Source organism: Maribacter sp. UBA3344, assembly GCF_002362375.1.
GTDB classification, from domain to species: Bacteria; Bacteroidota; Bacteroidia; order Flavobacteriales; family Flavobacteriaceae; genus Maribacter; species Maribacter dokdonensis.
Map to the genome: position 1 here is coordinate 76175 of NZ_DERI01000005.1, position 21896 is coordinate 98070.

Genomic DNA, 21896 nt, shown 5'->3' on the forward strand with positions numbered 1-21896 from the left:
GTTCGGACCGATTGAGTTTTAAATGTCAAATCCTTAATTATGATGGTTTTAAAAATGATATGTTTAAAATTTTTTAGCTGTTATTCATAATGTTAATACAACCTAATTAATTATGGAATTACCTGATAATTATTTACATTTCTAATTCATACAACTAATACTCATGAAACAACTTACAAGACGATCATTTAATGGTTTGGCTACTAAAGGCCTGTTAGGATCCGCTTTTCTAGCCAATATGCCGTTGGCAAATGCCTTTACAACTAATAAAAACAGTAAAAAGTTGGGTGTAGCCTTGGTTGGTTTAGGGAGCTACAGTACTTATCAATTAGCACCTTCTTTATTGGATACGGAGCATTGTTATTTGGCAGGAATTGTAACCGGTACCAAAGAAAAGGAATCTGTTTGGCAAGAGAAATACAATATACCCAAAGAGAATATTTATAATTATGAGAATTTTGATACCATTGCGGATAATGACAGTATAGATGTTATTTATGTAGTATTACCTAACAGTATGCATGCGGAATTTTGTATTCGTGCGGCAAAGGCAGGTAAACATGTGATCTGTGAAAAACCAATGGCCGTAAGTGTTACGGAATGTGATGCAATTATGAATACCTGCAATGAGTATAAGGTTAAGCTTTCTGTTGGTTATAGAATGCAAAGCGACCCTTATACCCATGAAGTCAAAAAATACGTTAGGGAAAAAACTTTTGGCGATGTATTGTTTGTTTCATCTGATGCAGGATATGTCTCTAACGGTAATCCAGATCAATGGCGATTAAATAAAAAATTATCTGGTGGCGGAGCGCTCATGAACATGGGTGTGTACGCTATACAAACCAGTATCTATGGTACAGGTCAAAACCCTATTTCAGTTTCTGCACAAGAATTTAGTACTAGACCAGATTATTTTAAGGATACCGATGAGACCATTACAGCTCAGTTTAAATTTGAGAATGGTGCTGTTGCACATATGATGACTTCGCATAATGCTAATGGTAATAGATTAAAATGTCATTGTAGTAAAGGTTGGTTTGAGTTAGATCCAGCCCATAGTTACGGGCCAATAAGTGGTAGAACTTCTAATGGCGATATCTTAAAGTTTCCACATAAAAGACAACAGGCTTTACAGATGGATGATTTTGCAAAGCATATTTTGTTGGACAGTAAAAACTTGGCTCCTGGTGAAATGGGAAAAAGAGATATGATAATTGTAGAGGCTATTTACAAATCGATAAGAGAAGGAGGGCAAGAACAATTATTGTCATTAGGTGATTTAGGTATTGTGGTGTAATTATTTGAAAAACAAATAGTTGAAACTTAACTTAAAGTTAAATTCAAGATTTGATCACTTCGATTTCAAGTTAAGTTTACATGTTAACATTATCATAAAGTTTAGTTCATTTATTGCTAATTTTTAGAATACCTTTTTACAAGGTTATCTCTATAGTTTTGGAATTCATAACCTAAAAACTATATTGATAATGAAACAAACGAAAAATTTACTATTTAAAGCCCTTTTCCTTTCTTGCTTAGGATTAGCTGTAATGAGCTGTGATGGAGAAGATGGTGTAGATGGTACAAACGGTATTGACGGTGTAGACGGTGCTGATGGCGCAGACGGAGCTGATGGCGCCGATGGTGCTGACGGACAAGATTTGACTCTAGAAGAATCTATTCCATTAACTAGTTCCGTAACTCCAAACGAACTTTTCGAATTAAAAGGTGCTTTTGCAGGTTCTGCCGACCTTAATATGATCATGTCTTCTGCAGATATCTTAGAATCTGATTCTACTTTTGTTTATGGTTCTTATATGGATGGTGCTGCACTATATCCTACCGAAGATGGTAACTATGCTTTAATCAATAATCTAGAAGCAGATTACTCCATTGCAAGAATTATGTTAAATTCTGAACTTCAGCCTTTACAAGGAGATTATATAGTAAATTCTACAGCTACTGCATTTACGGCAATGTGTTCTGGATCTTCAATTACTGTTGAAGAGCACGGATTTGGTCCTTTATACCTATCTGGTGGAGAATGGGGCGGTAACGCTAAAGGTGTATTTAAAGTAAACCCTTTTAGAGCAAAAGAAGACAGGGTAGAAGTAGAAAGATTACCTGCACTGGGTGAGTGGTCAACTGAAAATGCTGTTGTTATTGGCAAAGATGCCTATTCTTCTCAAACGGTAATTTTTATGGGTGATGATCATAGTGATAATACATATCCGCAAGCTCATTTTGGAATGTACGTTGGTCAAAGAGGTGACCTTTATGGAGGAAAACTTTATGTACTTAGAGGTACAAACCCAGTAGAATCTGCTCCAGGAGAAGGTGGTCAGTTATTTGAAATGGGTATGGCTCAAGACATTGAATACGATGTAGAATGGGTAGAAGTTACTGAAAGAACTATAGATGAGTTGAACCAAGAAGCTATTGACTTGGGTGCTATAGGATTTCAAAGAATTGAAGATATCGATTGGAGAAGAGGTTCTGCCGATGCTCAAAGAGAAGTGTATTTTAATGCTACGGGTAGAATTCGTGGTGATAATCCGGACCTTAACTTAAGAGGTACAGGTTTTGGTCGTGTATATAAACTAGTTTTAGATCCTGAAGATCCAACGGCTCCTGCTAAATTAACTGTTGTAGTTGATGGTGACTTGGAAGGTGGAAAAGGTGATGGAATGCATTCTCCAGATAACATTTTGGTAACTGAGAACTATGCTTACATTCAAGAAGATCCAAATGGTTATGGAGATTTAAATGCAGATATAACAGGTTTTGCCAAATTATGGCAATTAGACCTAAATACGGGCAACTTTGTTGAAGTTATGGAGTGTAACCAAACATATGCTGCAAGTGTTGGTATTGGTAATACCGATAGTATGTGGGAAATAACCGGCTTGATCGATGTTACCGATATCATAGGTGCAACTGAACCAACCTTTATTGGTGGAGCTCAAGTACATGGTTGGAATTTTAGTACCACTCCTGATACAGCTGTAAGGGCAGACGGACTAAAATTTGTTGACCCAACAGCAATTAGTGAAGGCAGTGCTGCATTAGAAGGTTCAGTTTTATTCAAATTGACTGGCTTACCTAGATAAGTGATGTAATTGTACCAAGTTTAAAGGTTCCCTTCACTGGGAACCTTTTTCTATTCATATTAATTTCAAATGAAACATGAGCGCATTTAATTATAAATGGATTTTGATAGTATTTGTTTGTTTTTTTCTGTCCTGCAAGAATGAGGAAACAAAACCTTTGTTGGCTATAAATGCTAATGATCAATCTATGTTCAACAATGCTATAAGGGAACATTATTTTCTGGCATTGGATAGTACTTCTTATTACATGCAGCAAATAGATACCGCACAATCGCTCTCAAAGAATAAAGAATTGTTTTTAAAAAGTAGGGAATGGTATAAAAGGGTAGAGCCTATGCTTATTGCGTATGATTATGAGAATTACATCTCAATGAATGCGCCTAATTTGCTTAAGGTAGAAATAGACGACCATACCGATATTAAAAAACAGAAACCAAAGAGTTTTCAAGTATTGGAAGAGCTCCTTTATAGTGAAGAAGGATATTCCAATGAAGATTTAAATACTGTATTGGAGTATTTAAAGATTAGAATTCCGTTTGTAAGAAAAAATCATATTCTCATCACCCAAAGAGATAGGCATCATTTAAAAATGATAAGAGATGCCATTGTAAATGTGGCCACTAAAGGTATTACAGGTTTTGATTCTCCAATGTTGGCAAATTCATTGAACGAAGCTGTTTATAATTATAAAACGCTACAAACAGTTTTGGATATTTATAAAGAGGCTTTTAGGAATAATACCTTATATGTACAATGGAAAAAAGAAATTTCTTCCACCATTGATGATTTACAAAGTGCCAATTTTGATGAATTTGATCGATACTCATTTATAAGATTACATACCAATACGCAATTGGAGCTAGTGGATAAGACTGCTAATGATTGGGGAATTGAGTTAAGCCAATCAAGAGCTTTAGACCCTAAGGTGACCAATCTTTTTGACAAGAACTTTTTCAATATGAAGATGTTTTCCACGCAAAGAGCACCAGATATTACTGAAGAAAGAATTGAGTTAGGAAGACAGTTATTCAATGATACCGATTTATCAGGCTCTGGTACAATAAGCTGTGCTACTTGCCATATTGCGGAAAAAGCATTTACCGACGGTCATAAAATTGCTAAAGGTATTAACGGACAAGATTTACAACGTAATTCTCCAACATTAACCTATGCTGTTTACCAACGTTCTTTATTTTATGATGGTAGGGCAGATGGTCTTGAGGATCAAATTGTTGGAGTCACCAATAATGAAAATGAGTTTCATATAGATTTGGAACAATTAGAAGAAAAAATTCAAGAAAAATCAGCATATAAAGTTCAATTTGATTCGCTTTACGATGGTAAAATTACCGATATGAACGTGCGTAATGCTATTGCAACATATATAAGAAGTTTAGCTCCGTTCGATTCTAAATTCGATAGAAACATGAACAATCTAGAAGAAACCATGACTACCGAAGAGATTACCGGTTTTAATCTTTTTATGGGTAAAGCGGCGTGTGCCACTTGTCATTTTCCACCGGCATTTAACGGTACAGTGCCTCCTAAATATATGGAAAGCGAATTTGAAAATTTGGGTGTGCCCAAAAACGCAAGTTTTGAAAACCCTGTTTTAGATGATGATTGGGGGCAGTATTATCCTTATGAAGTAGAGGAGAAGAAGCATTTTTTTAAAACTTCAACAGTGCGTAATGCAGAATTAACCGGACCCTATATGCACAACGGGGTGTATGAAACTTTAGAGGAAGTAGTTGAGTTTTATAATGTTGGTGGCGGTCAGGGCATGGGCTTAGATGTACCTTACCAAACACTACCGCCTGATTCTTTACATCTAACGACTACAGAATCAAAGGCGATTATTGCGTTTATGAAAACACTGACCGATAAAAGATTTGAGAAAGAAGCCATAAACTAGAATTTTTCAAAAACACCTAAACCAAAAAGGGCAAAATCATATTTAACTGGATCCAAAGGGTCCAGTTTTCTTAAGCTTTTATCTAGCTCGGCTAATGCTTTGGCATCGTTTTGTTTTCTTTTTAATAATCCTAATTTTCTAGCTACATTACCTGAATGTACATCTAATGGACAAGATAATTTTGAGGTAGGTATTCCTTTCCATATGCCAAAATCTACATTGGTAGTTGCATCTCTAACCATCCAACGTAAAAACATATTTATCCTTTTGGCGGCAGAACCTTTTAAAGGATCAGATACATGCTTTGTTGTGCGTTGCTCATATGGTAACACAAAAAATATTTTCTTGAATTTTGTAATGGTGGGCTGTAGAGAATTTTTGTCTTGAAGAGTTGTGAAAATACTTTCAAGACCTTGGTGTTGAAGGTAAATATTCTTTAAGCTTTTTATAAAATATCTTAAATCATTTTCATTGAAAGTTCTATGAACAAATCCTGATAAATTATCTAAATCATCATCGGTATGGTTAAGCACAAAGTCATACGGACTTTGTCCCATTTTTTCCATTAACTTATGAGAATTATTGATGATGCTCTTTCTGTTACCCCAAGCAATGGTTGCCGTTAGAAAAGCACTGATTTCAATATCTTCTTTTTGTGTGAAAAGATGCGGAATTTGTATAGGGTCGGTTTCTAAGAATTCAGGTTTATTGTATTCAAAAACCTTTTCGTCAAGAAATATTTTTAGCTCACTTTTTGTCATTCAATAGAAATATCTAACAATTGCATAATTAGCACAGGAACCACTAAAACCATATTGTAAATGGCGTGTAGCGCCATAGACCATAAAAGACCAAATTTTACCCGTATGTAGCCTAAAAGAAAACCTACACTAATTTGTGGTGCAACCAACAATGGGGAAAAAAGTAAAACCTGAGTGCTCATTTCAAAATTACTGATATGCATAAAGCCGAACGCAATTGTAAACAAATAGAAAATTGGTTTAAAAAATTTTGAATCTTTAAAAAAGACAAGCGGACCTCTAAATAACAGTTCTTCAAAGAAAGGAGCTACAATTACTGCTAAAAAGAAAATAAGTGCCACTGAGTAGTTTCCGAATAAATCATCCATGGCATGTTTGCCCATCTCAAGCTTTAGGATACTTTCTAAAACTGTAGCTGCCATTAATAATAGAATACTTGCCGTTAATGCAATAATTAAAAGCTTGAAGAGAACTCTCAATTTTTCTGATAAAGAACTTTCAATATCTTGTGTATAGACAGGTTTTATTATAAATGAAAGTAGCTCTTGAAGCATACGGATCTTGGTTATGCTATTATTATTTCCTTGTCTACAATTTTACCATCTACCATGGTTAATTTACGATCTGCCATTTCTGCCAATTCAGCATTGTGGGTCACAATTACAAAGGTCTGACCAAACTTTTCACGAAGCTCAAAAAATAATTTATGCAGGTTGTCTGCACTTTCTGAATCTAAATTTCCACTAGGTTCATCAGCAAAAATTATTGAAGGGTTATTGATCAACGCACGGGCAACCGCTACCCGCTGTTGTTCTCCGCCCGATAATTCTGAAGGTTTATGGTCATATCTGTGACCCAGGCCCAAAAAGTTTAATAGTTCTTTGGCTCTATCTTCAGCTTCAGATTTTGGCGTCTTTTTTATAAATGCAGGTAGGCATACATTTTCAATGGCCGTAAATTCTGGTAATAATTGGTGAAATTGAAAAATGAATCCTATATGTTCATTTCTAAATTTTGCTAAATCTTTATCATTTAGTTCCGTAGTTTCAATACCATTGATCAGTAACGTACTGTCTTTTCTATTTGATTGAACGTCTAAAGTTCCCAAAATTTGTAATAAGGTAGTTTTACCGGCACCGGAAGCACCAACTATAGATACTATTTCTCCTTTTTTAATATGGAGGTCAACTCCTTTTAATACTTCTAATTCTCCGTAATATTTATGAATGTTAGAAGCTTTTATCATGAGTTAAGTTTAGTTTAGAGTTGTGATAGTTTGAAATTCAAAATTAATGAAAAAGGGGCACGTTAAAAACTGTAATTTTCATTTAGTGATCATTTAGCCCAATGTTCTGGTGCCATTATTTAAGACTATATAGTAATATGAACTATTTATGATATTTTTACGTTTGTTGAGGAAAGAAATATTAAATTTGTTCAACCTAAATTTAATTAGGTTAAACATTAAATATAAAATATGTCCCCGTATAGAAATTTAGAAGAATATAATCTTGAAATTACCGATGAAGTTAAAAGTAGGTACTCATCTATTATTGATGAAATTGGTGAAGATGTAGCAAGAGAGGGTTTAGTTAAAACACCTGAACGTGCTGCAAAAGCAATGCTATTTTTAACTCAAGGTTATAAGCAAGATGCCGTTGAAATTTTGAAAGGGGCAATGTTCAAAGAAGATTATGATGACATGGTCATTATAAAAGATATTGAGCTGTATTCCCTATGTGAGCATCATATGTTGCCATTTTTTGGTAAGGCACATATTGCTTACATACCAAATGGTCATATCGTAGGATTAAGTAAAATTCCAAGAGTGGTAGATGTTTTTGCAAGAAGGTTACAAGTACAGGAAAGGTTAACGCATGATATTTTAGAGTGTATAAATAATACTTTAAAGCCTAAGGGAGTGGCCGTTGTTATAGAAGCTTCACATATGTGTATGATGATGAGAGGTGTACAAAAGCAAAATTCTGTAACTACAACATCTGGTTTTAGAGGTCAATTTGAAAAAATTGAGACTAGAAATGAATTCTTGAAGTTAATTAGTGCTAAACTTTCCTAATTACTATCTCTGCACGTTGAGAATATTTTTTTGTAAAATTTGGCATCTTTGTTGTAATCTAAAGTTAGAATAACTAATTTTTAAGTATGTCAATTTTAAAAGATAAAAAATACAAGCAACTTTTCATGGGGTTGCTATTTGATGGTATAGGTATGCTTTCTTTTGCTATACCTTTCGTGGGTGAATTTTCAGATGTGGTATGGGCTCCACTTTCTGCGTGGTTAATGACACGTATGTATAAAGGAAAAATAGGTCAAGCTGCCGGTGTTTTCACTTTTATAGAAGAAATTGTTCCTGGTTTTGATATCATACCTTCGTTTACGCTAATGTGGTTATATACATATGTGTTCAAGTCTTCTAAAAAAGGGCGTACGATTGAAGTGTAAAACCCACCTTTATTTTTATAGAAACTCTTAACTTTAACTCAAATACCATGAGTTTTGAAGAGAAGAAATTTTGTTGCAAAATCTAGTCTAAGTGGTCTTGCCGCTTTACTAGGAGTGGATATTATTTATAAGGAATGTATGCCTTTGGGCTACACACCTGTGGCGTTACAAGAATCAGACCCATTTAAGTTATTCAATAAGGATAAAGGCATGGTCGTACTAAACGATAAGCCTTGGAATATTGAGGCTAAAGCTCATCTTTTAGATGATAGGGTAACTCCAAATAAATCTATTTTTGTTCGAAATAACGGATTGATTCCGGAAGACATAGATGTTAATACTTGGACACTTACCATAGACGGAGAGTCTGTTAAGCAGGAGAAAACATATACGTTGTCTGAGCTAAAGTCAAAATTTAAGCATCATACCTATCAATTGACCTTAGAGTGTGGTGGTAATGGTAGAAGCGAATTTGATCCACCTGCAAAAGGAAATCAGTGGACTGTGGGTGCGGTGTATTGTGCTAGTTGGACAGGTGTGAGATTGCGCGATGTGTTAGAAGATGTCGGTATTAAAGATGATGCTGTCTACTTTGGTTATCATTCTGCAGATACACACCTTAGTAGAGATCCTACTAAAGAACCAATATCTAGAGGAGCGCCCATGTCAAAAGCTTTACAAGATGAAACATTGTTGGCTTTTAAAATGAACGGTGAAGAGATTCCCTTAGTACATGGTTATCCCCTACGGGTCATTGCGGGAGGATGGCCTGCCTCGGTTTCTGGAAAATGGTTACAACGTATTAGTATTAGAAATATAGTTCATGACGGTACCAAAATGACCGGCACGGCATATAGAGTGCCTTGTAAACCCGTTGCTTCTGGTGAAAAAGTCGCGGATGAAGATATGTGTATCATTGAATCTATGCCGGTAAAATCTTTAATTACCTATCCAAAATCTGGTGCTGTTTTATCAAAGAATAAAAAATTAAGTATTAGAGGTCATGCATGGGCAGGTGAACTAGAAGTTGCCAAAATGGAATACTCTATAGATTTTGGCGCTACTTGGCATCATTGTACAATTGAAAAACCTGCAAACCGATTAGCGTGGCAGCATTTCTCAGCAGATATTTCATTTCCGCAAGAGGGCTATTATGAAGTCTGGGCAAAAGCTACCGATTCCAATGGGGTTAGTCAACCTATGTTATTGCCTGGGTGGAATCCAAAAGGGTATTTAAACAATGCTTGTCACAGGATAGCCGTAAAAATCGCATAAATGAAAAAGCAGAATCACAATAAGTTAAAAGGCGATTTTCAGGAATTATACAGAAAGATAATATTAGCTTGCGCTGTTATTGGCATTGGTGCAATAATTTTAGTGTATTTAATAGTTGATCCAAGTTTTTCTACATTTAAAACGGATGCACCACAAACCGAGCTGGTAACTGTTCCCGAAGAGGACGATTACGATAAGGTAGAAAATGGAATTCATGTACGTACCGGTTTTATAGATGCCCCGGGAATGATGGTTACCGTTCAAAACTGTACCAACTGCCATTCCGCTAAGTTGGTAATGCAGAACCGAATGAATGAAGAACGCTGGAAATCAACTATAAAATGGATGCAGGAAACCCAAAATTTATGGGACTTGGGAGAGAATGAAGCTGTAATTATTAATTACTTGGTTACCAATTACCCACCTAAGAAATTAGGTAGGAGGGCTGTACTCACGGATATTGAATGGTATCAATTTGAAGAATAAAAAAACAAAAGCCTTTGAATTAAACATCAAAGGCTTTTAGTTTTACATGTGTTTATATTTTTACTACTCTACCGTAACGGAAAAAGTCTGAGCAATATCTGTTTCTCCGCCTGCATCTGCTAAAGTGCCATCGTTAGGTTTTGTAGGCTCATGACGTAACGTAATTGTAATTGTTCCAGAACCTGCATCACCAGTTGTTAATTCAAATTCAATACCAACTGGGTTTCCATCTTCATCGGTATCAGAATAAGTCACTTCAGATAAAGAACCAGATAGTCCAAAGAAAAACTGGTGCTCGTCTGCTTCTTCTTCTACCTCTTCGGTAATGTCCTCTGCAGGTGTTTCCGTTTCGTTCAATAATACAATACTCCCAGTATAGGTCGTATTTGCGGTTAAATTATCAGCTGTTATTACTGGAGCATCTGGTCCGTCACCATCCAAATCCTGAGATTGCAATGTTGCAATACCATCAGCGCTTGTTAACGTTACTTTCATCGTAGTAATGATTTCTTCTTCGTTTACTACTTCTGGGGTATCGTCATCACTTGAACATGAAGTCATTACGGTTGCCATTAAACTTAGAGCTAGGACGGTTTTTAGTATGTTGTTTCTTTTCATATTTGTTCTTGTTTTCATTTGTTAGTAATAATTATTCTTAATAGTTAAAAATTAGGCGCATACTTATATTTCTGCCCATATCATCTACAAAATAACGTTGCCTATTTAGGTAATCACGATAGTTTGTATTTAGTAAGTTGGTTGCACTTAGACCTACGGTTAAGTCATTTTTATTTTTAATTGTAAAAGATGTTTCCGTATTTAATGCCAATAGGTGATAAGCTTCGGGTGGTGTATTAATTTCCAATAACACGTTCTCTTGTTGTTGAGGAGAAAAAACCTCAATATTTTCTGGATATCTGGATTGTTCAAATACATATTGACTTTCAAGACTTATAAGAAAATTGTTCCATTTGGTATTGGTGTATGTAATGCTATTTGTAAAATTTGCAGCAGGTATATTAATCAACGGTGTGTCTGTTTCACTATCTGTACCTTTTACCCAAGCAAACTTATGATCTGTTCTAATATTTGATGACCAATTATTATATAAAGAAGCATCAATACCAAACAAGACTGCATTGGTCTGACGATAAGACCATACGGGGAAAGCGCCACGTATAGTAAATTCTACACCCGTTGGTTCAAGAAGTATAAAGTCTCTAATGCTATTAACAAATGGAGCAACAGAATACCCCAATTTGTTACTATTTCTTTCTAGTGAAGCTGAAAATTTAGAAGAGGTTTCACTGCTCATTCTTAAATCGCCCAATTCTATTCGTGCCGCAGAATGGTGAAGACCATCGCTAAATAATTCAGATGGGTTAGGTGCTCTTTGAGATAGGGCATAGTTAAACCGTAAATGATCTTTTCCGTTTATTTCATAATGGAAACCTAATGTTCCTGAGACGTTATGATAGTCAAAGACTGGGTTTGTCAGTAGTTGCGTACCTAAATCTTCCAATACGATATCGGCAAAATCTATATCATAACCACGTTCTTCCCAGCGAGAAGTTCTATAGAATTTTTTGGAATCTATTCTGCTGAAATCATATCGTAGTCCGGCATCTAGCGTCCAATCGGTATCAAGTTCATAACTTCCTATTGAATACAAACCAAAATCAAATTTATCGTAATCAGGTATCAATCTTCGGACACCGGTATCTGGATTGGCAAAATTGGTTTGGAACCTTCCTAGAGCTCCAACCTTGAGATCTAGACCTTGTTTTGCATCAAATTTTATATTGGTAAGTACGGAATGTGTGGTTAAATCAAGATCTAAAGATGCTTTATCCGCATCATCGCCTACACGTATATCATATTCGAATCTTCTGTTTTTTTGAAAATCGTATTGCAGGGTCCATTTTCCAAAACCTTCAAATCTTCTATAATAATTTAGCTTTCCTAAATGGTGGCTAACTTCTTGGTATGGTTGGGAAATATCATAAGTAAAATCGTTTACCACACTTGGTACGTCACTATTAATGGCTGTTATTAAATCATCTATATTGCCAATATGCGATGCTCTCAATATGCCAATTTCCGAATTAAAATATGAGTAGTAACCTTCCCATCCTTGTATAAAGTCTCGTTTACCTATACTAAGTGAGACCCCACTTTCTTTAATACCTGTATTTGATAATATATAATCTGGTGCTTCAAGATCCCCAAGTCTTTTAAATGACCCTTGTCCTTTAATATAAAGGCCTGATTTATATGATTTGGTCAATGAAGATGTTATGTTACCACCACGGCCATTGGAGGCAAGATTAAGTTGGGTTTTACCGAATAAAGAGTCGGTTCTTATTATTGGTAAAGGTTCAAGTACAATAACACCTGCGATAGCATCGCCTCCGTACTCTATAGCGGCAGCACCTTTTATAACGCTTATATTCTGATTTGCATTTACGTCTACATTAGGGGCATGCTCTTCTCCCCATTCCATATCTTGCATACGAACGTTATTGTTCAAAATTAAGATTCTACTACCGTTTAAACCTTGTATGACCGGTTTAACTATATTTCCTCCGGTATTTAAGGTTGATACTCCGGCAATCTTTTTTAATGCATCTCCTAAACTATTACCACTGCTTCGTTCGATATCTTTAACCGATAAAATATTTTCCTGAGCGGAATTTGTGTTTTTTGGTACATCGCCAACAACTTTGACTTCCTTTAATTCTTCTAGGTGATGTTCTAGCCTAATTTCTGAATAGGTATCCCCATTAATGGTCAATGTTACAAACTTTGTTGTACATTCTGGATGCGATATTTCAAGTTCTATAACCCCGTCACATAGCTCCTTAAAGCTAAATTTTCCGTTTTGTTGGGAGACCGTAGAAAAACCTTTGCCAGTTATGTTAATAGTTGCTCCACTCAACGGACTGTTGTCATGGAAATCAACAATTTCTCCTAATAATATTGAATTGCAATCTTGAGCGTAAATAATTGTGCTACATAGGATTGCGAAAACATATAAATAATACTTCATTATATAAGTTTAGCGCTATAATAAATTGGTTGAAAAAGAAAACCAATTTTAAAATTCGGAAGGGGTATTAGGCTTGGCAGGGTGGGGGGCGACCAAAAGTAGTGTACCTGAAAAGCGTTTTAGGTACTGTAATTGAAAAAGGTATCAGTTTTTTTTCCGTGATAATAATTACTGAAGCAATTATGAATAAAAATGTGGCAACTAAAGTGTATTCAGCGTTTTGATTCTGAACTGCCAATTCACAAATACTACAATTTTCTATAGTATCTACTTTATTATCTTGATGGGAATAGACATGAAAAGAAGTTACCTTGATCAGCATAAGGCAGAACAAAATAAATACTGAGAAATATGTAAATATTGATCTCTTCACAGCGCTAAAGTACTAAAAGATGTAGAACTGTTTGTTAAAGAAAACCCAACAAAAGTGTGTTAGAATAAAAATCCAAGTCCAATTCTTTTCAGCATTTTTTTCTCAAAAGCCCAAAAAAATCTAAATTGACCAAATAACCATCCATAAATTACCAATAACACTTGATAGAAAGGGAAAATTAATAAAATTCGTAAAAACCAATACAGAGTGCTTCCCCACCAGGCAGTCGAAAAATTTTCTTGCTGAAGACCAATTAAATTTAGAAAAGGCTTTGCTACATATACAGATGATGATCCGGTGATGGCAAATACTATAAATATAATTACAAGTTGAAAATTACTGGTGATTCCCCAGCGTTCTTTTAATTTCTGCATGGCATGTATTGAAAACGCCAAATATACTTTTTATATACGTGGTATAAAAGGGCCTAATCGCTGATTGTATTTTCTTTGGAAATAAATAAAATAATTATACAGCTTATAGTTTACTTCATAGCCATAATCAATTTGTCTAAAGTAATCTATTTGCATTTCATATAAATTTGGATTGTATCTAGCAGGCTGTAATACTCTTTGGTTCCATTCTAAAACCATTATTTGATTTCTATTTTCCAAGAAATTTTGCGAATAATAACCTTCAGGTTTTGCTATTGAGGCCAACCATATATTAAAACCAGGCTCTATGATAATAATTTCATATTCAGTTTCTTCACTTGAAATGGAAATGGTATCTCCTTCTACTTGGGTAAAGGCATTTTTTTCATCTTCGCTTATAGCTAGTGATGCGCTCTTTGTACCACAATTAAATAGCAATGCACAAAAGGTCGCAGCTATTGTACCGTAAATAATTTTAAATATCTTCTTTTTCATAGAAATAAGATACAAAAAAAGCCGCTTGTATTTACAAGCGGCTTAACTATATGATTTCTAGGTATTATTTACCGAAAAGACCTCCTAAAAGGCCTCCAAGACCACCTTGTTTTTTATTGCTGCCCATTACCATACCGGCAACATCATCTAATATGCTTCCGTCACCATCAGCATCTAATAATGAAGTGATAAGGCTTTGGTTTTCTTGAGGTTGGCCACCGAGCATACTACCTAAAAGAGCGTTCATTCCTGTGCCGTCACTTACATTGCTCTGCGCAGTTTGCTTGCCTAAAAAGCCCATAACTATAGGGGCTGCAATTTTTAGTATTTGAGCAACCGATCCAGAATCTAAACCAGATTTTGCACTTAATGCACTTTCTACTTGTGGTTGTTTACTTCCGAATACATGGCCTAAAATACCCGCACCGTCATTCATTACACTTTCGTCTACACCGCCACTAAACAAACCTCCTAGGTTATCTAAGATTCCGCCACTATGATTACTTGATAATGCACTCATTAAACCCTGAGCACCTTCTGGTGTTGAAACGTTTTTTTTCATTGCACCAAGAATTAGTGGCATTGCCATACTTAGTACATTAGCGGTTTTGTCTTCAGGCTGATTTGTTTGTCCAGCTACACCGCTAATTAATTGTTGCCCCATTGGGCTATTTAATAAATCTAATAATCCTGCCATTGTAATGGTTAATTTAATGTTTATGCTGTAAAATACGAAAAAGAGTCAATAAAATATGCTATTGAGCTCTTAATTTAGTAAAGAAATAATTTGGTCGGCCAATTCTTGTCCAATTCTTTCTTGTGCCTCTAAAGTTGCTGCACCAATGTGTGGAGAAAGCGAAATGCTAGAGTGCATTAGAATTTTAATTTCTGGTTTTGGTTCAGATTCATAAACGTCTAAACCGGCAAAAGCAACAGTGCCGTTTTCTAAAGCATCGATCAATGCAACTTCATCTAAAACACCACCCCTTGCGGCATTGACGATACCAACACCCTGTTTCATTTTGGAGAATTCAGCTTTTCCCAGAACATAGTTCTCTTGACCGGGAATATGCAATGAAATATAGTCTGCATTCTTTAGGACATCATCTTTGTCAGTGTTCTTTAGTGTGAACGTAACATTTTGACCATCATAAAAAGTAAGCTCAATGTCTGTCTGCGCTACATCTGGATCACAGTATATAACCTTCATACCAGCGCCAATGGCAAGTTTAGCGGTAGCTTGACCAATGTTACCAAATCCGAATATACCTAAGGTTTTACCTCTAAGTTCCGTACCCTTTGAGTAAGATTTCTTTAATCCTTTAAAGTTACTATCACCTTCTAAAGGCATATTTCTATTTGCATCATATAAAAAACGTGCGCCTCCATAAAGGTGTGCAAAAACCAATTCTGCCACAGATTCTGATGAGGCAGCTGGTGTATTTATGACATGAATATTTTTAGATTTAGCGTAATCTACATCAATATTATCCATACCAACACCACCTCTACCAATTAGTTTTAGAGTAGGACAGGCATCAATTAATTCTTTTCTGACTTTGGTAGCACTACGTACCAATAATGCGTCAATTTTATTTTCATTGATATAGTTGCTTAATTGTTCTTGAGCAACCGTCGTCGTTAAAACGTTAAATCCAGCTTTCTCCAAAGTGGTGATGCCATTTTGGGAAATTCCATCATTTGCTAATATCTTCATATGTTTTAATACAATTTTATTGTTGTGTTCGGTATATGTTACAACAATTATCCTCTTCTTTCCATTTCGCTCATGACGTCTACCAATACACCAACACTTTCTAATGATAATGCATTGTACATACTAGCTCTATACCCTCCAACGGAACGGTGACCGTTTAAACCATTAATTCCGGCTTCTTTTAGCAAACTTTCAAAAGTGGTTTTTAAGACATCATCCGTAAGGTTGAAAGTGGCGTTCATTAAAGAACGGTCCTCTACATTGGCAAAGCCTTCAAAAACAGGATTTAGATCAATCTCAGAATAAAGTAATCTTGCCTTCTTTTCGTTGATTTCTTCTATAGCTGCAATACCACCAAGATTTTTTAACCATTCTAATGTTAACATAGAAGTGTAAACTGCAAATACAGGTGGTGTATTGAACATGCTATCTTTTGAAATATGTACTTGATAATCTAACATTGAAGGAATTTTTCTAGATACTTGACCTAAAATTTCTTCTTTAACGACCACCAAAGTTGTCCCTGCAGGACCCATATTCTTTTGTGCACCGGCATATATTAAATCGAACTGAGAGAAGTCTAAACTTCTTGAGAATATATCTGAGCTCATATCACAAACAAGAGGACAGTCGGTTTTTGGAAACTTCTTGAATTGGGTCCCAAAAATTGTATTGTTAGATGTAATATGTAGATAATCTAAACCGCTGGGAACTGAGTATCCTTTAGGTATGTATTTAAAATTTTCATCTTTAGATGAGCCAACTTCAACCACATCGCCAAATAATTTAGCTTCTTTAATGGCTTTATCGCTCCAAGTACCAGTATTTAAATAACCTGCTTTTTTCTCCAGTAAATTGTAGGCTACCATTAAAAACTCCATACTTGCACCACCTTGAAGAAATAATGCTTTATAGCCTTTGTCTTTAAGATCTAGCAGTTCTAATGCCAATGATCTTGCATTTTCCATTACGGCAACAAAGTCTTTACTTCTATGTGAAATTTCAATAAGTGAAAGTCCAGAACCATTAAAGTCCATAACAGATTCAGAAGCTTTTAAAAGTACTTCTTTTGGTAAGATACAGGGACCGGCACTAAAATTATGTTTTTTCATCTTGTGTGTAATTTAAGGTTGCAAAGGTCAGAATTTTTTGAAGATTTTTCTTTACTATCGCTATTTAATTCTTAGAAGTGTTCAATAAGAATGCTATGGTGTCTATACCGTCGGCATAGTCGTTTAGCATTGGTTTTTGGGTGTTTCCAAAAGAAATTTCATCTTCTACAAAACCAGATGAAACAATACATTGTAAGTTTTCTTTATTGTCCTTAAGCTTCTCTTTTAATGTTGACACATCTTCGTAGTACTCGTAAAACAATGAAGCTATTGGCGAACCAAAACTTTCCTCTTCTTTTAAAATCAAAAAACCATTATCCAATAATTTAAACTCGCTCATTAAATAAACTGCTTTATTGTAATCGTAGTTATTGGCGTATTTATGGTGGTTGATAATGCTATTGTACGGAAACATTGCTTTGAAAAAAGTGTCAATATTATATTCTTTTGGGAGGTATATTTTAGATACGCTTCTACACCCTAAACCAAAATATCTAAAAATATCCTCTCCTAATGCTGTTAGTTCTTCTTGGGATTCCTTTCCGGATAAAACAGCCACAGAATTTCTGTTTTTACGAATAATATTTGGTTTTTTACCGAAATAATACTCAAAATAACGTGCCGTATTGTTACTTCCAGTCGCAATTACAGCATCGTAATGATCAAGTTTTTCTTTGGTAAATATTACTTTATCCTTTAAAGAAGGTTCAATGTCAATTAAAAAATCAATGAGAAGTGGAATTAATTTTTGATCATTGCTTGATAGTTTTACTAAAGCTTTATTGCCGGTAATTAAAACGCATAAAAGATCGTGAAACCCTACTAAAGGAATATTGCCGGCCAAAATTAACGCTACAACCTTTTCATTGTTGATGCTAAGGTCGTAGTTACTCAGCCAGGCTTCAATATTTTCTTCAGAAAGTACTTTTCCCCATTCTTTGAAAGCATGGGTACAGTTTTCTTCCGTAAACCAGCCATTGTAATGATGTGCTCGTTCTATTTCTGATTTGAAAGAACTTACCCATTTGTCATTTAAATGATCAGAAATGGTGTTTTTGTCTATTAATTCACAAAATGTTCTTAGAAAATTTCCAAGTTTAACAAAAGCTGTTATCGTAAGGTTGCTATGGGCCATTATATTTGTATACTAAATAGGTAGGAATTACCTTTGTGCAAAAATAAGCATGCCCGTTCTTTTTTGGGCATTTTAATGTAGAAGAAATTATGGCAATTATAATAACTGATGAATGTATAAATTGTGGGGCTTGTGAACCAGAATGTCCAAACACTGCAATTTACGAAGGAGCAGATGAGTGGAGATATAGTGATGGTACATCTTTAGAGGGCAATGTTGTTTTACCTGATGGAAAAGAAGTTGACGCGGGTGAAGTACAGGAACCTATTAGTGATGAAGTGTATTATATAGCTCCAGATAAATGTACCGAGTGTATGGGCTTTCATGAAGAGCCACAGTGTGCAGCTGTATGTCCGGTAGATTGTTGTGTGCCAGATGATGACCATGTTGAAACAGAGGAGGTATTATTGGCAAAGCAACGCTTTATGCACCCTGAATAAATGAGGGGGTGATTTTTAGAATATAGCTATCATAAAAAATATATTCTGAATTAGATTTTATTATTACTTCTTGATGAAATAAAAAAAAGCTACCTAAATCAATAGGTAGCTTTTTTATTAAATAAACTAAATCAAAATCAAAACTTGTAATTTAAAGATAAGTTGAACATGGTTCCTAATTGGCTAAAGTGGTAACCATCATACGTCATTTGAGAATAACGTTGGTTAAAAGTAATTAGGTTAGATTGGTTCTGAGTCTGAGCTGGATCTGCCAAGATAGCATCTCCTGCAGCATTTTGAGAAACAAAACTCCATTCTGGTAATACGTTGAACAAGTTGTTAATGTTTAAGGCTATAGTTAATTTATCTGTAGCGCTATAATTAACTCCTAAATCCGTAACTACTTTTGGATCGAATTCTGTACCCAAATTAAAGTTACCATTTGCATCAGTACTTAAACCTTGTTGAAAGAAGCTGGTTTTACCAAATAATGTGTTATTCAATGAAAAACCGAATTTATTGATGTCATAATTAGCTCCTAAAATCCACTTTGTTCTAGGTCTTGATGTAAAGAACAAGGCTTCTTGCGTTTGGTTAACTACAGATTGACCAGAATTTGCTACTAAGGCGATATCCTTTACAGGACCGTCTAGTTCATTCTGAATTGTATAGTTACCAGATAAGTTCAAATCTAAGCTGCCTTCTCCAATTTCAATTCCTTTGTAGGCAAGTACCACATCTACACCAGAGGTTTTGGTGTCAATTGCGTTAGAAAAGAAACTTACATCGCTTAAGTTGTTGTTCGCCAATAAAACGTCTAATGCGTTAGTAGCGTCGCCACTAGGACCTATCTCATTACCTAATACAATTCTATCTTTTACTTTAATGTTGTAATAATCTAAAGTATAGCTGAATTTATTAGCGATTTTTCCACCAAAACCTATAGTAAAGTTTGTAGATGTTTCAGCGTCTAATTGAGGTATACCCAAAAGTTTTGCTTGTGTAGACACGTTGTTGATCAGACCACCAACTTGAATACCTTGACCCGGTACAAAGCTGTACTGTGCTTTTTGAGTATAAATTTGGTGTAGGGTAGGAGCTCTAAAACCAGAAGAAATAGAACCTCTCAATGTAAATGCATCGCTAAACTTGTAACGAGAACTAAACTTATAGATGAACGTATTTCCAAAATCAGAATAGTTTTCCGTTCTAATAGTACCGCTTAGTAAAAATGCATCAGATACATCGTAGTCTAAACTTAAATATCCACCAATGTTATAACGATTGAATTTTCCTGAGTTTTGAGGAGATGCTCCTGCAAATGAATCTGCACCACCACCGTCGTAAGAGGCAAGTTCACCTTCTATAATTTCAAAAGTTTCTGTTCTAAACTCAGCACCAACACCAATACTTACTTTGTCTGAAAGTAACCTTGAGATATCAATGTTACCAACATTATGGGAAAATCTAGTTCCTCCCGGATCAAAAGACTGCTGGCTATTTTCTCTATATAATTCTGAACCTTCAGTAATTTCACCGTCATCAACAGAGCCATTGCCATTAGCATCTATAAATACAGATGGAGAATATACAACATTTCTATTGTGGGTATTGTTTACCTTATACGTTTGTAAGTTGCCACCGGTTGTGAAGCTTGCATCAACATTCCAATCATTAATTGTTGATTTGAATCCTATTGTTGCATTATAGTCACTTAATAAACCTTCAAATGTTGGTAAGTATCCATCATATCCACCGGCAGTATTTGGGTTGTCACCCGGAAAGAAATCAGCTAGATAAGGAAAATCATCAACTGTTCTCCAATACGGTGTTCTGTAGTTTGCAAAACTATTTACAGCTTTGTAGACATATGCAGCGTTACCATATAAAGTGGTGTTTTCGCTTAAGTCATAACCTAAATTTACGGAGAATTTTGCAGCAGCAGTTTCTGGAGAACCATTGATGTTACCAGCATCTGGACGTCTTGATAAGAATTCTTGTACATCTGCAATATCGGCACCAAAATCAGCGGCTTCACCAGCAGCATTAACAGTACCTGGTCTATTTGCTTGATTTACTTTAGATAAATCCAATGTATAATTTACAAAACCTTTGTCTTCGCCTATGGTAGAACCGTTATTGATTGCTACACCGAACATTTCACCATCACCTTCAGAAGTAATACCTGTTCTCAACGTGGCAGAACCTTCATTTGGAGAATCTTTTAGAATAATGTTCATTACGCCCGCAATAGCATCAGAACCATATTGAGCAGATGCTCCATCTCTAAGAATTTCCACTCTTTTAATCGCATCTGTAGGTATTGCCGATATATCAGCACCGGTTTCACCACGACCTGGGGATGTTTGAGTGTATAACAATGCACTTAAGTTTTTACGCTTTCCGTTTATTAATATCAACGTTCTACTTGGTCCCATATTTCTTATCTCATAAGGATCCAATAATGAAGTTGCATCATTTACAGGTGTCTGTACCGTATTAAAAGATGGTATTCTGTATTGTAAAGCTTTGTCAAAAGTAGCCTGACCGGTAGAGGTCAATTCTTTAACACCAACAACATCAACAGGTAATGGTGTATCTGTATTACTTCTAGGAGCAGTTCTAGACCCAACAACAATAAATTCATCTAGGGCTACACCTTCAGATAATTGAACATTAATTACGCTTTTGCCAGCTGTAGACACTTCTTGGGAAGCAAAACCTATGTAGCTAAAAACTAATTTGGTGTCATTTTCAACATTAATGGTATAATTACCATCAAAATCTGAAGTTGTTCCGTTTGTGGTTCCTTTTTCTACGATGTTTACACCTGCTAAAGGCATTCCTGAATCGTCGGTTACCTTACCTGTAATGCTATTTTGAACCTTAGTGTTCAATGTCATGGCAGATATACCGTTTGTACTGGATTTTAGTCTTAAAACCTTAGCTCTTTGTGGTTTTTTATGATAAACTACATAGTATTTGTTTCCTAAATATTCAAAATCGAAACTAGTTTTACGTTCTAGTTTATTTATGATTTTATCTAAAACAGGGAACTTATATTCCTCAGGGTTTAAACTGGTAGTAGATACCAGAGTGGGGTTGTAAGTAAAATACACTTCGTGCTTTTCACTTATCTCGTTTAAAAACTCACTTAAAGTGATTTTTTCTTTGAGTTTTTCAGACGC

The 21896-nt window shown here is 35.2% G+C and carries 20 protein-coding genes; 8 read left to right on the top strand and 12 right to left on the bottom strand.

From position 1 onward, the window contains the following. Positions 1 to 163: 163 nt before the first annotated feature. The 3 genes from B2Z27_RS02415 to B2Z27_RS02425 all read left to right on the top strand — a co-directional run bounded on the left by B2Z27_RS02415 (position 164) and on the right by B2Z27_RS02425 (position 5028). The gene (locus B2Z27_RS02415; RefSeq protein WP_286812425.1) at positions 164 to 1300 is read left to right on the top strand and encodes a Gfo/Idh/MocA family protein; all 1137 of its coding nucleotides are present in this window, start codon (positions 164 to 166) and stop codon (positions 1298 to 1300) included. A gap of 190 nt (positions 1301 to 1490) precedes the next feature. Next, the gene (locus B2Z27_RS02420) at positions 1491 to 3113 is read left to right on the top strand and encodes an alkaline phosphatase PhoX (RefSeq protein ID WP_286812426.1); all 1623 of its coding nucleotides are present in this window, start codon (positions 1491 to 1493) and stop codon (positions 3111 to 3113) included. A 76-nt stretch (positions 3114 to 3189) separates the two neighbouring features. Continuing rightward, on the top strand, positions 3190 to 5028 hold the full coding sequence (locus B2Z27_RS02425; protein WP_286812427.1) for a cytochrome-c peroxidase: 1839 nt from the start codon (positions 3190 to 3192) through the stop codon (positions 5026 to 5028). Here the strand turns inward: B2Z27_RS02425 and B2Z27_RS02430 are convergent. From B2Z27_RS02430 to B2Z27_RS02440, 3 genes are read right to left on the bottom strand one after another with little or no spacing between them, the layout of a single operon-like run. Continuing rightward, complete coding sequence (locus tag B2Z27_RS02430; RefSeq protein ID WP_286812428.1) at positions 5025 to 5789, bottom strand: TIGR02757 family protein; 765 nt, start codon at positions 5787 to 5789, stop codon at positions 5025 to 5027. The genes B2Z27_RS02425 and B2Z27_RS02430 overlap by 4 nt on opposite strands. Further along, positions 5786 to 6343 (bottom strand): CPBP family intramembrane glutamic endopeptidase, encoded by a 558-nt coding sequence (locus B2Z27_RS02435; protein ID WP_286812429.1) that lies wholly within the window; start codon positions 6341 to 6343, stop codon positions 5786 to 5788. The genes B2Z27_RS02430 and B2Z27_RS02435 overlap by 4 nt, the downstream gene beginning before the upstream one ends. Positions 6344 to 6354: 11 nt before the next feature. Next, positions 6355 to 7035, bottom strand: coding sequence for an ABC transporter ATP-binding protein (locus B2Z27_RS02440; protein WP_071342093.1), 681 nt, complete (start codon positions 7033 to 7035; stop codon positions 6355 to 6357). 231 nt (positions 7036 to 7266) lie between these two features. Between B2Z27_RS02440 and folE the strand changes: the two genes are divergently transcribed. The 4 genes from folE (at position 7267) to B2Z27_RS02460 (ending at position 10013) form a co-directional block, all read left to right on the top strand. Next, entirely contained in the window at positions 7267 to 7866 is a 600-nt protein-coding gene (folE, locus tag B2Z27_RS02445; protein WP_058102580.1) for a GTP cyclohydrolase I FolE, read from the top strand. Between the two features lie 86 nt (positions 7867 to 7952). Further along, positions 7953 to 8252 carry a hypothetical protein gene (locus B2Z27_RS02450; protein WP_058102581.1) on the top strand — a complete coding sequence of 100 codons (300 nt, stop codon included), beginning with the start codon at positions 7953 to 7955 and terminating at the stop codon, positions 8250 to 8252. Between the two features lie 54 nt (positions 8253 to 8306). Beyond that, positions 8307 to 9527 (top strand): sulfite oxidase, encoded by a 1221-nt coding sequence (locus B2Z27_RS02455; protein ID WP_286812430.1) that lies wholly within the window; start codon positions 8307 to 8309, stop codon positions 9525 to 9527. Then, a complete protein-coding gene (locus B2Z27_RS02460; protein WP_286812431.1) occupies positions 9528 to 10013 on the top strand; it encodes a monoheme cytochrome C in 486 nt (161 codons plus the stop codon). A 63-nt stretch (positions 10014 to 10076) separates the two neighbouring features. On the opposite strand, the gene B2Z27_RS02465 is transcribed toward B2Z27_RS02460, so the two are convergent. The 8 genes from B2Z27_RS02465 to B2Z27_RS02500 form a co-directional block, all read right to left on the bottom strand. Next, on the bottom strand, positions 10077 to 10631 hold the full coding sequence (locus tag B2Z27_RS02465; RefSeq protein WP_286812432.1) for a type 1 periplasmic binding fold superfamily protein: 555 nt from the start codon (positions 10629 to 10631) through the stop codon (positions 10077 to 10079). Positions 10632 to 10668: 37 nt separating this feature from the next. After that, complete coding sequence (locus tag B2Z27_RS02470) at positions 10669 to 13062, bottom strand: TonB-dependent receptor (RefSeq protein WP_286812433.1); 2394 nt, start codon at positions 13060 to 13062, stop codon at positions 10669 to 10671. Between the two features lie 432 nt (positions 13063 to 13494). After that, positions 13495 to 13809, bottom strand: coding sequence for a DUF6787 family protein (locus tag B2Z27_RS02475; RefSeq protein WP_286812434.1), 315 nt, complete (start codon positions 13807 to 13809; stop codon positions 13495 to 13497). A gap of 30 nt (positions 13810 to 13839) precedes the next feature. Further along, positions 13840 to 14304, bottom strand: a complete 465-nt coding sequence (locus B2Z27_RS02480) for a DUF6146 family protein (protein WP_286812435.1) — start codon at positions 14302 to 14304, stop codon at positions 13840 to 13842. A gap of 64 nt (positions 14305 to 14368) precedes the next feature. Continuing rightward, positions 14369 to 15001 carry a DUF937 domain-containing protein gene (locus B2Z27_RS02485; RefSeq protein WP_071342101.1) on the bottom strand — a complete coding sequence of 211 codons (633 nt, stop codon included), beginning with the start codon at positions 14999 to 15001 and terminating at the stop codon, positions 14369 to 14371. A gap of 69 nt (positions 15002 to 15070) precedes the next feature. Further along, complete coding sequence (locus tag B2Z27_RS02490) at positions 15071 to 16021, bottom strand: D-2-hydroxyacid dehydrogenase (RefSeq protein ID WP_058102590.1); 951 nt, start codon at positions 16019 to 16021, stop codon at positions 15071 to 15073. Between the two features lie 47 nt (positions 16022 to 16068). Then, positions 16069 to 17133, bottom strand: a complete 1065-nt coding sequence (gene serC / locus B2Z27_RS02495; RefSeq protein ID WP_058102591.1) for a 3-phosphoserine/phosphohydroxythreonine transaminase — start codon at positions 17131 to 17133, stop codon at positions 16069 to 16071. Between the two features lie 64 nt (positions 17134 to 17197). After that, on the bottom strand, positions 17198 to 18268 hold the full coding sequence (locus tag B2Z27_RS02500) for an acyl-CoA reductase (protein WP_286812436.1): 1071 nt from the start codon (positions 18266 to 18268) through the stop codon (positions 17198 to 17200). 89 nt (positions 18269 to 18357) lie between these two features. On the opposite strand from B2Z27_RS02500, the gene B2Z27_RS02505 reads away from it, so the two are divergent. Continuing rightward, positions 18358 to 18708 carry a 4Fe-4S dicluster domain-containing protein gene (locus tag B2Z27_RS02505; protein WP_058102593.1) on the top strand — a complete coding sequence of 117 codons (351 nt, stop codon included), beginning with the start codon at positions 18358 to 18360 and terminating at the stop codon, positions 18706 to 18708. Positions 18709 to 18845: 137 nt separating this feature from the next. Here B2Z27_RS02505 and B2Z27_RS02510 read toward each other — a convergent pair whose 3' ends face one another. Then, positions 18846 to 21611, bottom strand: coding sequence for a TonB-dependent receptor (locus B2Z27_RS02510; protein ID WP_058104223.1), 2766 nt, complete (start codon positions 21609 to 21611; stop codon positions 18846 to 18848). Positions 21612 to 21896 lie beyond the last annotated feature (285 nt).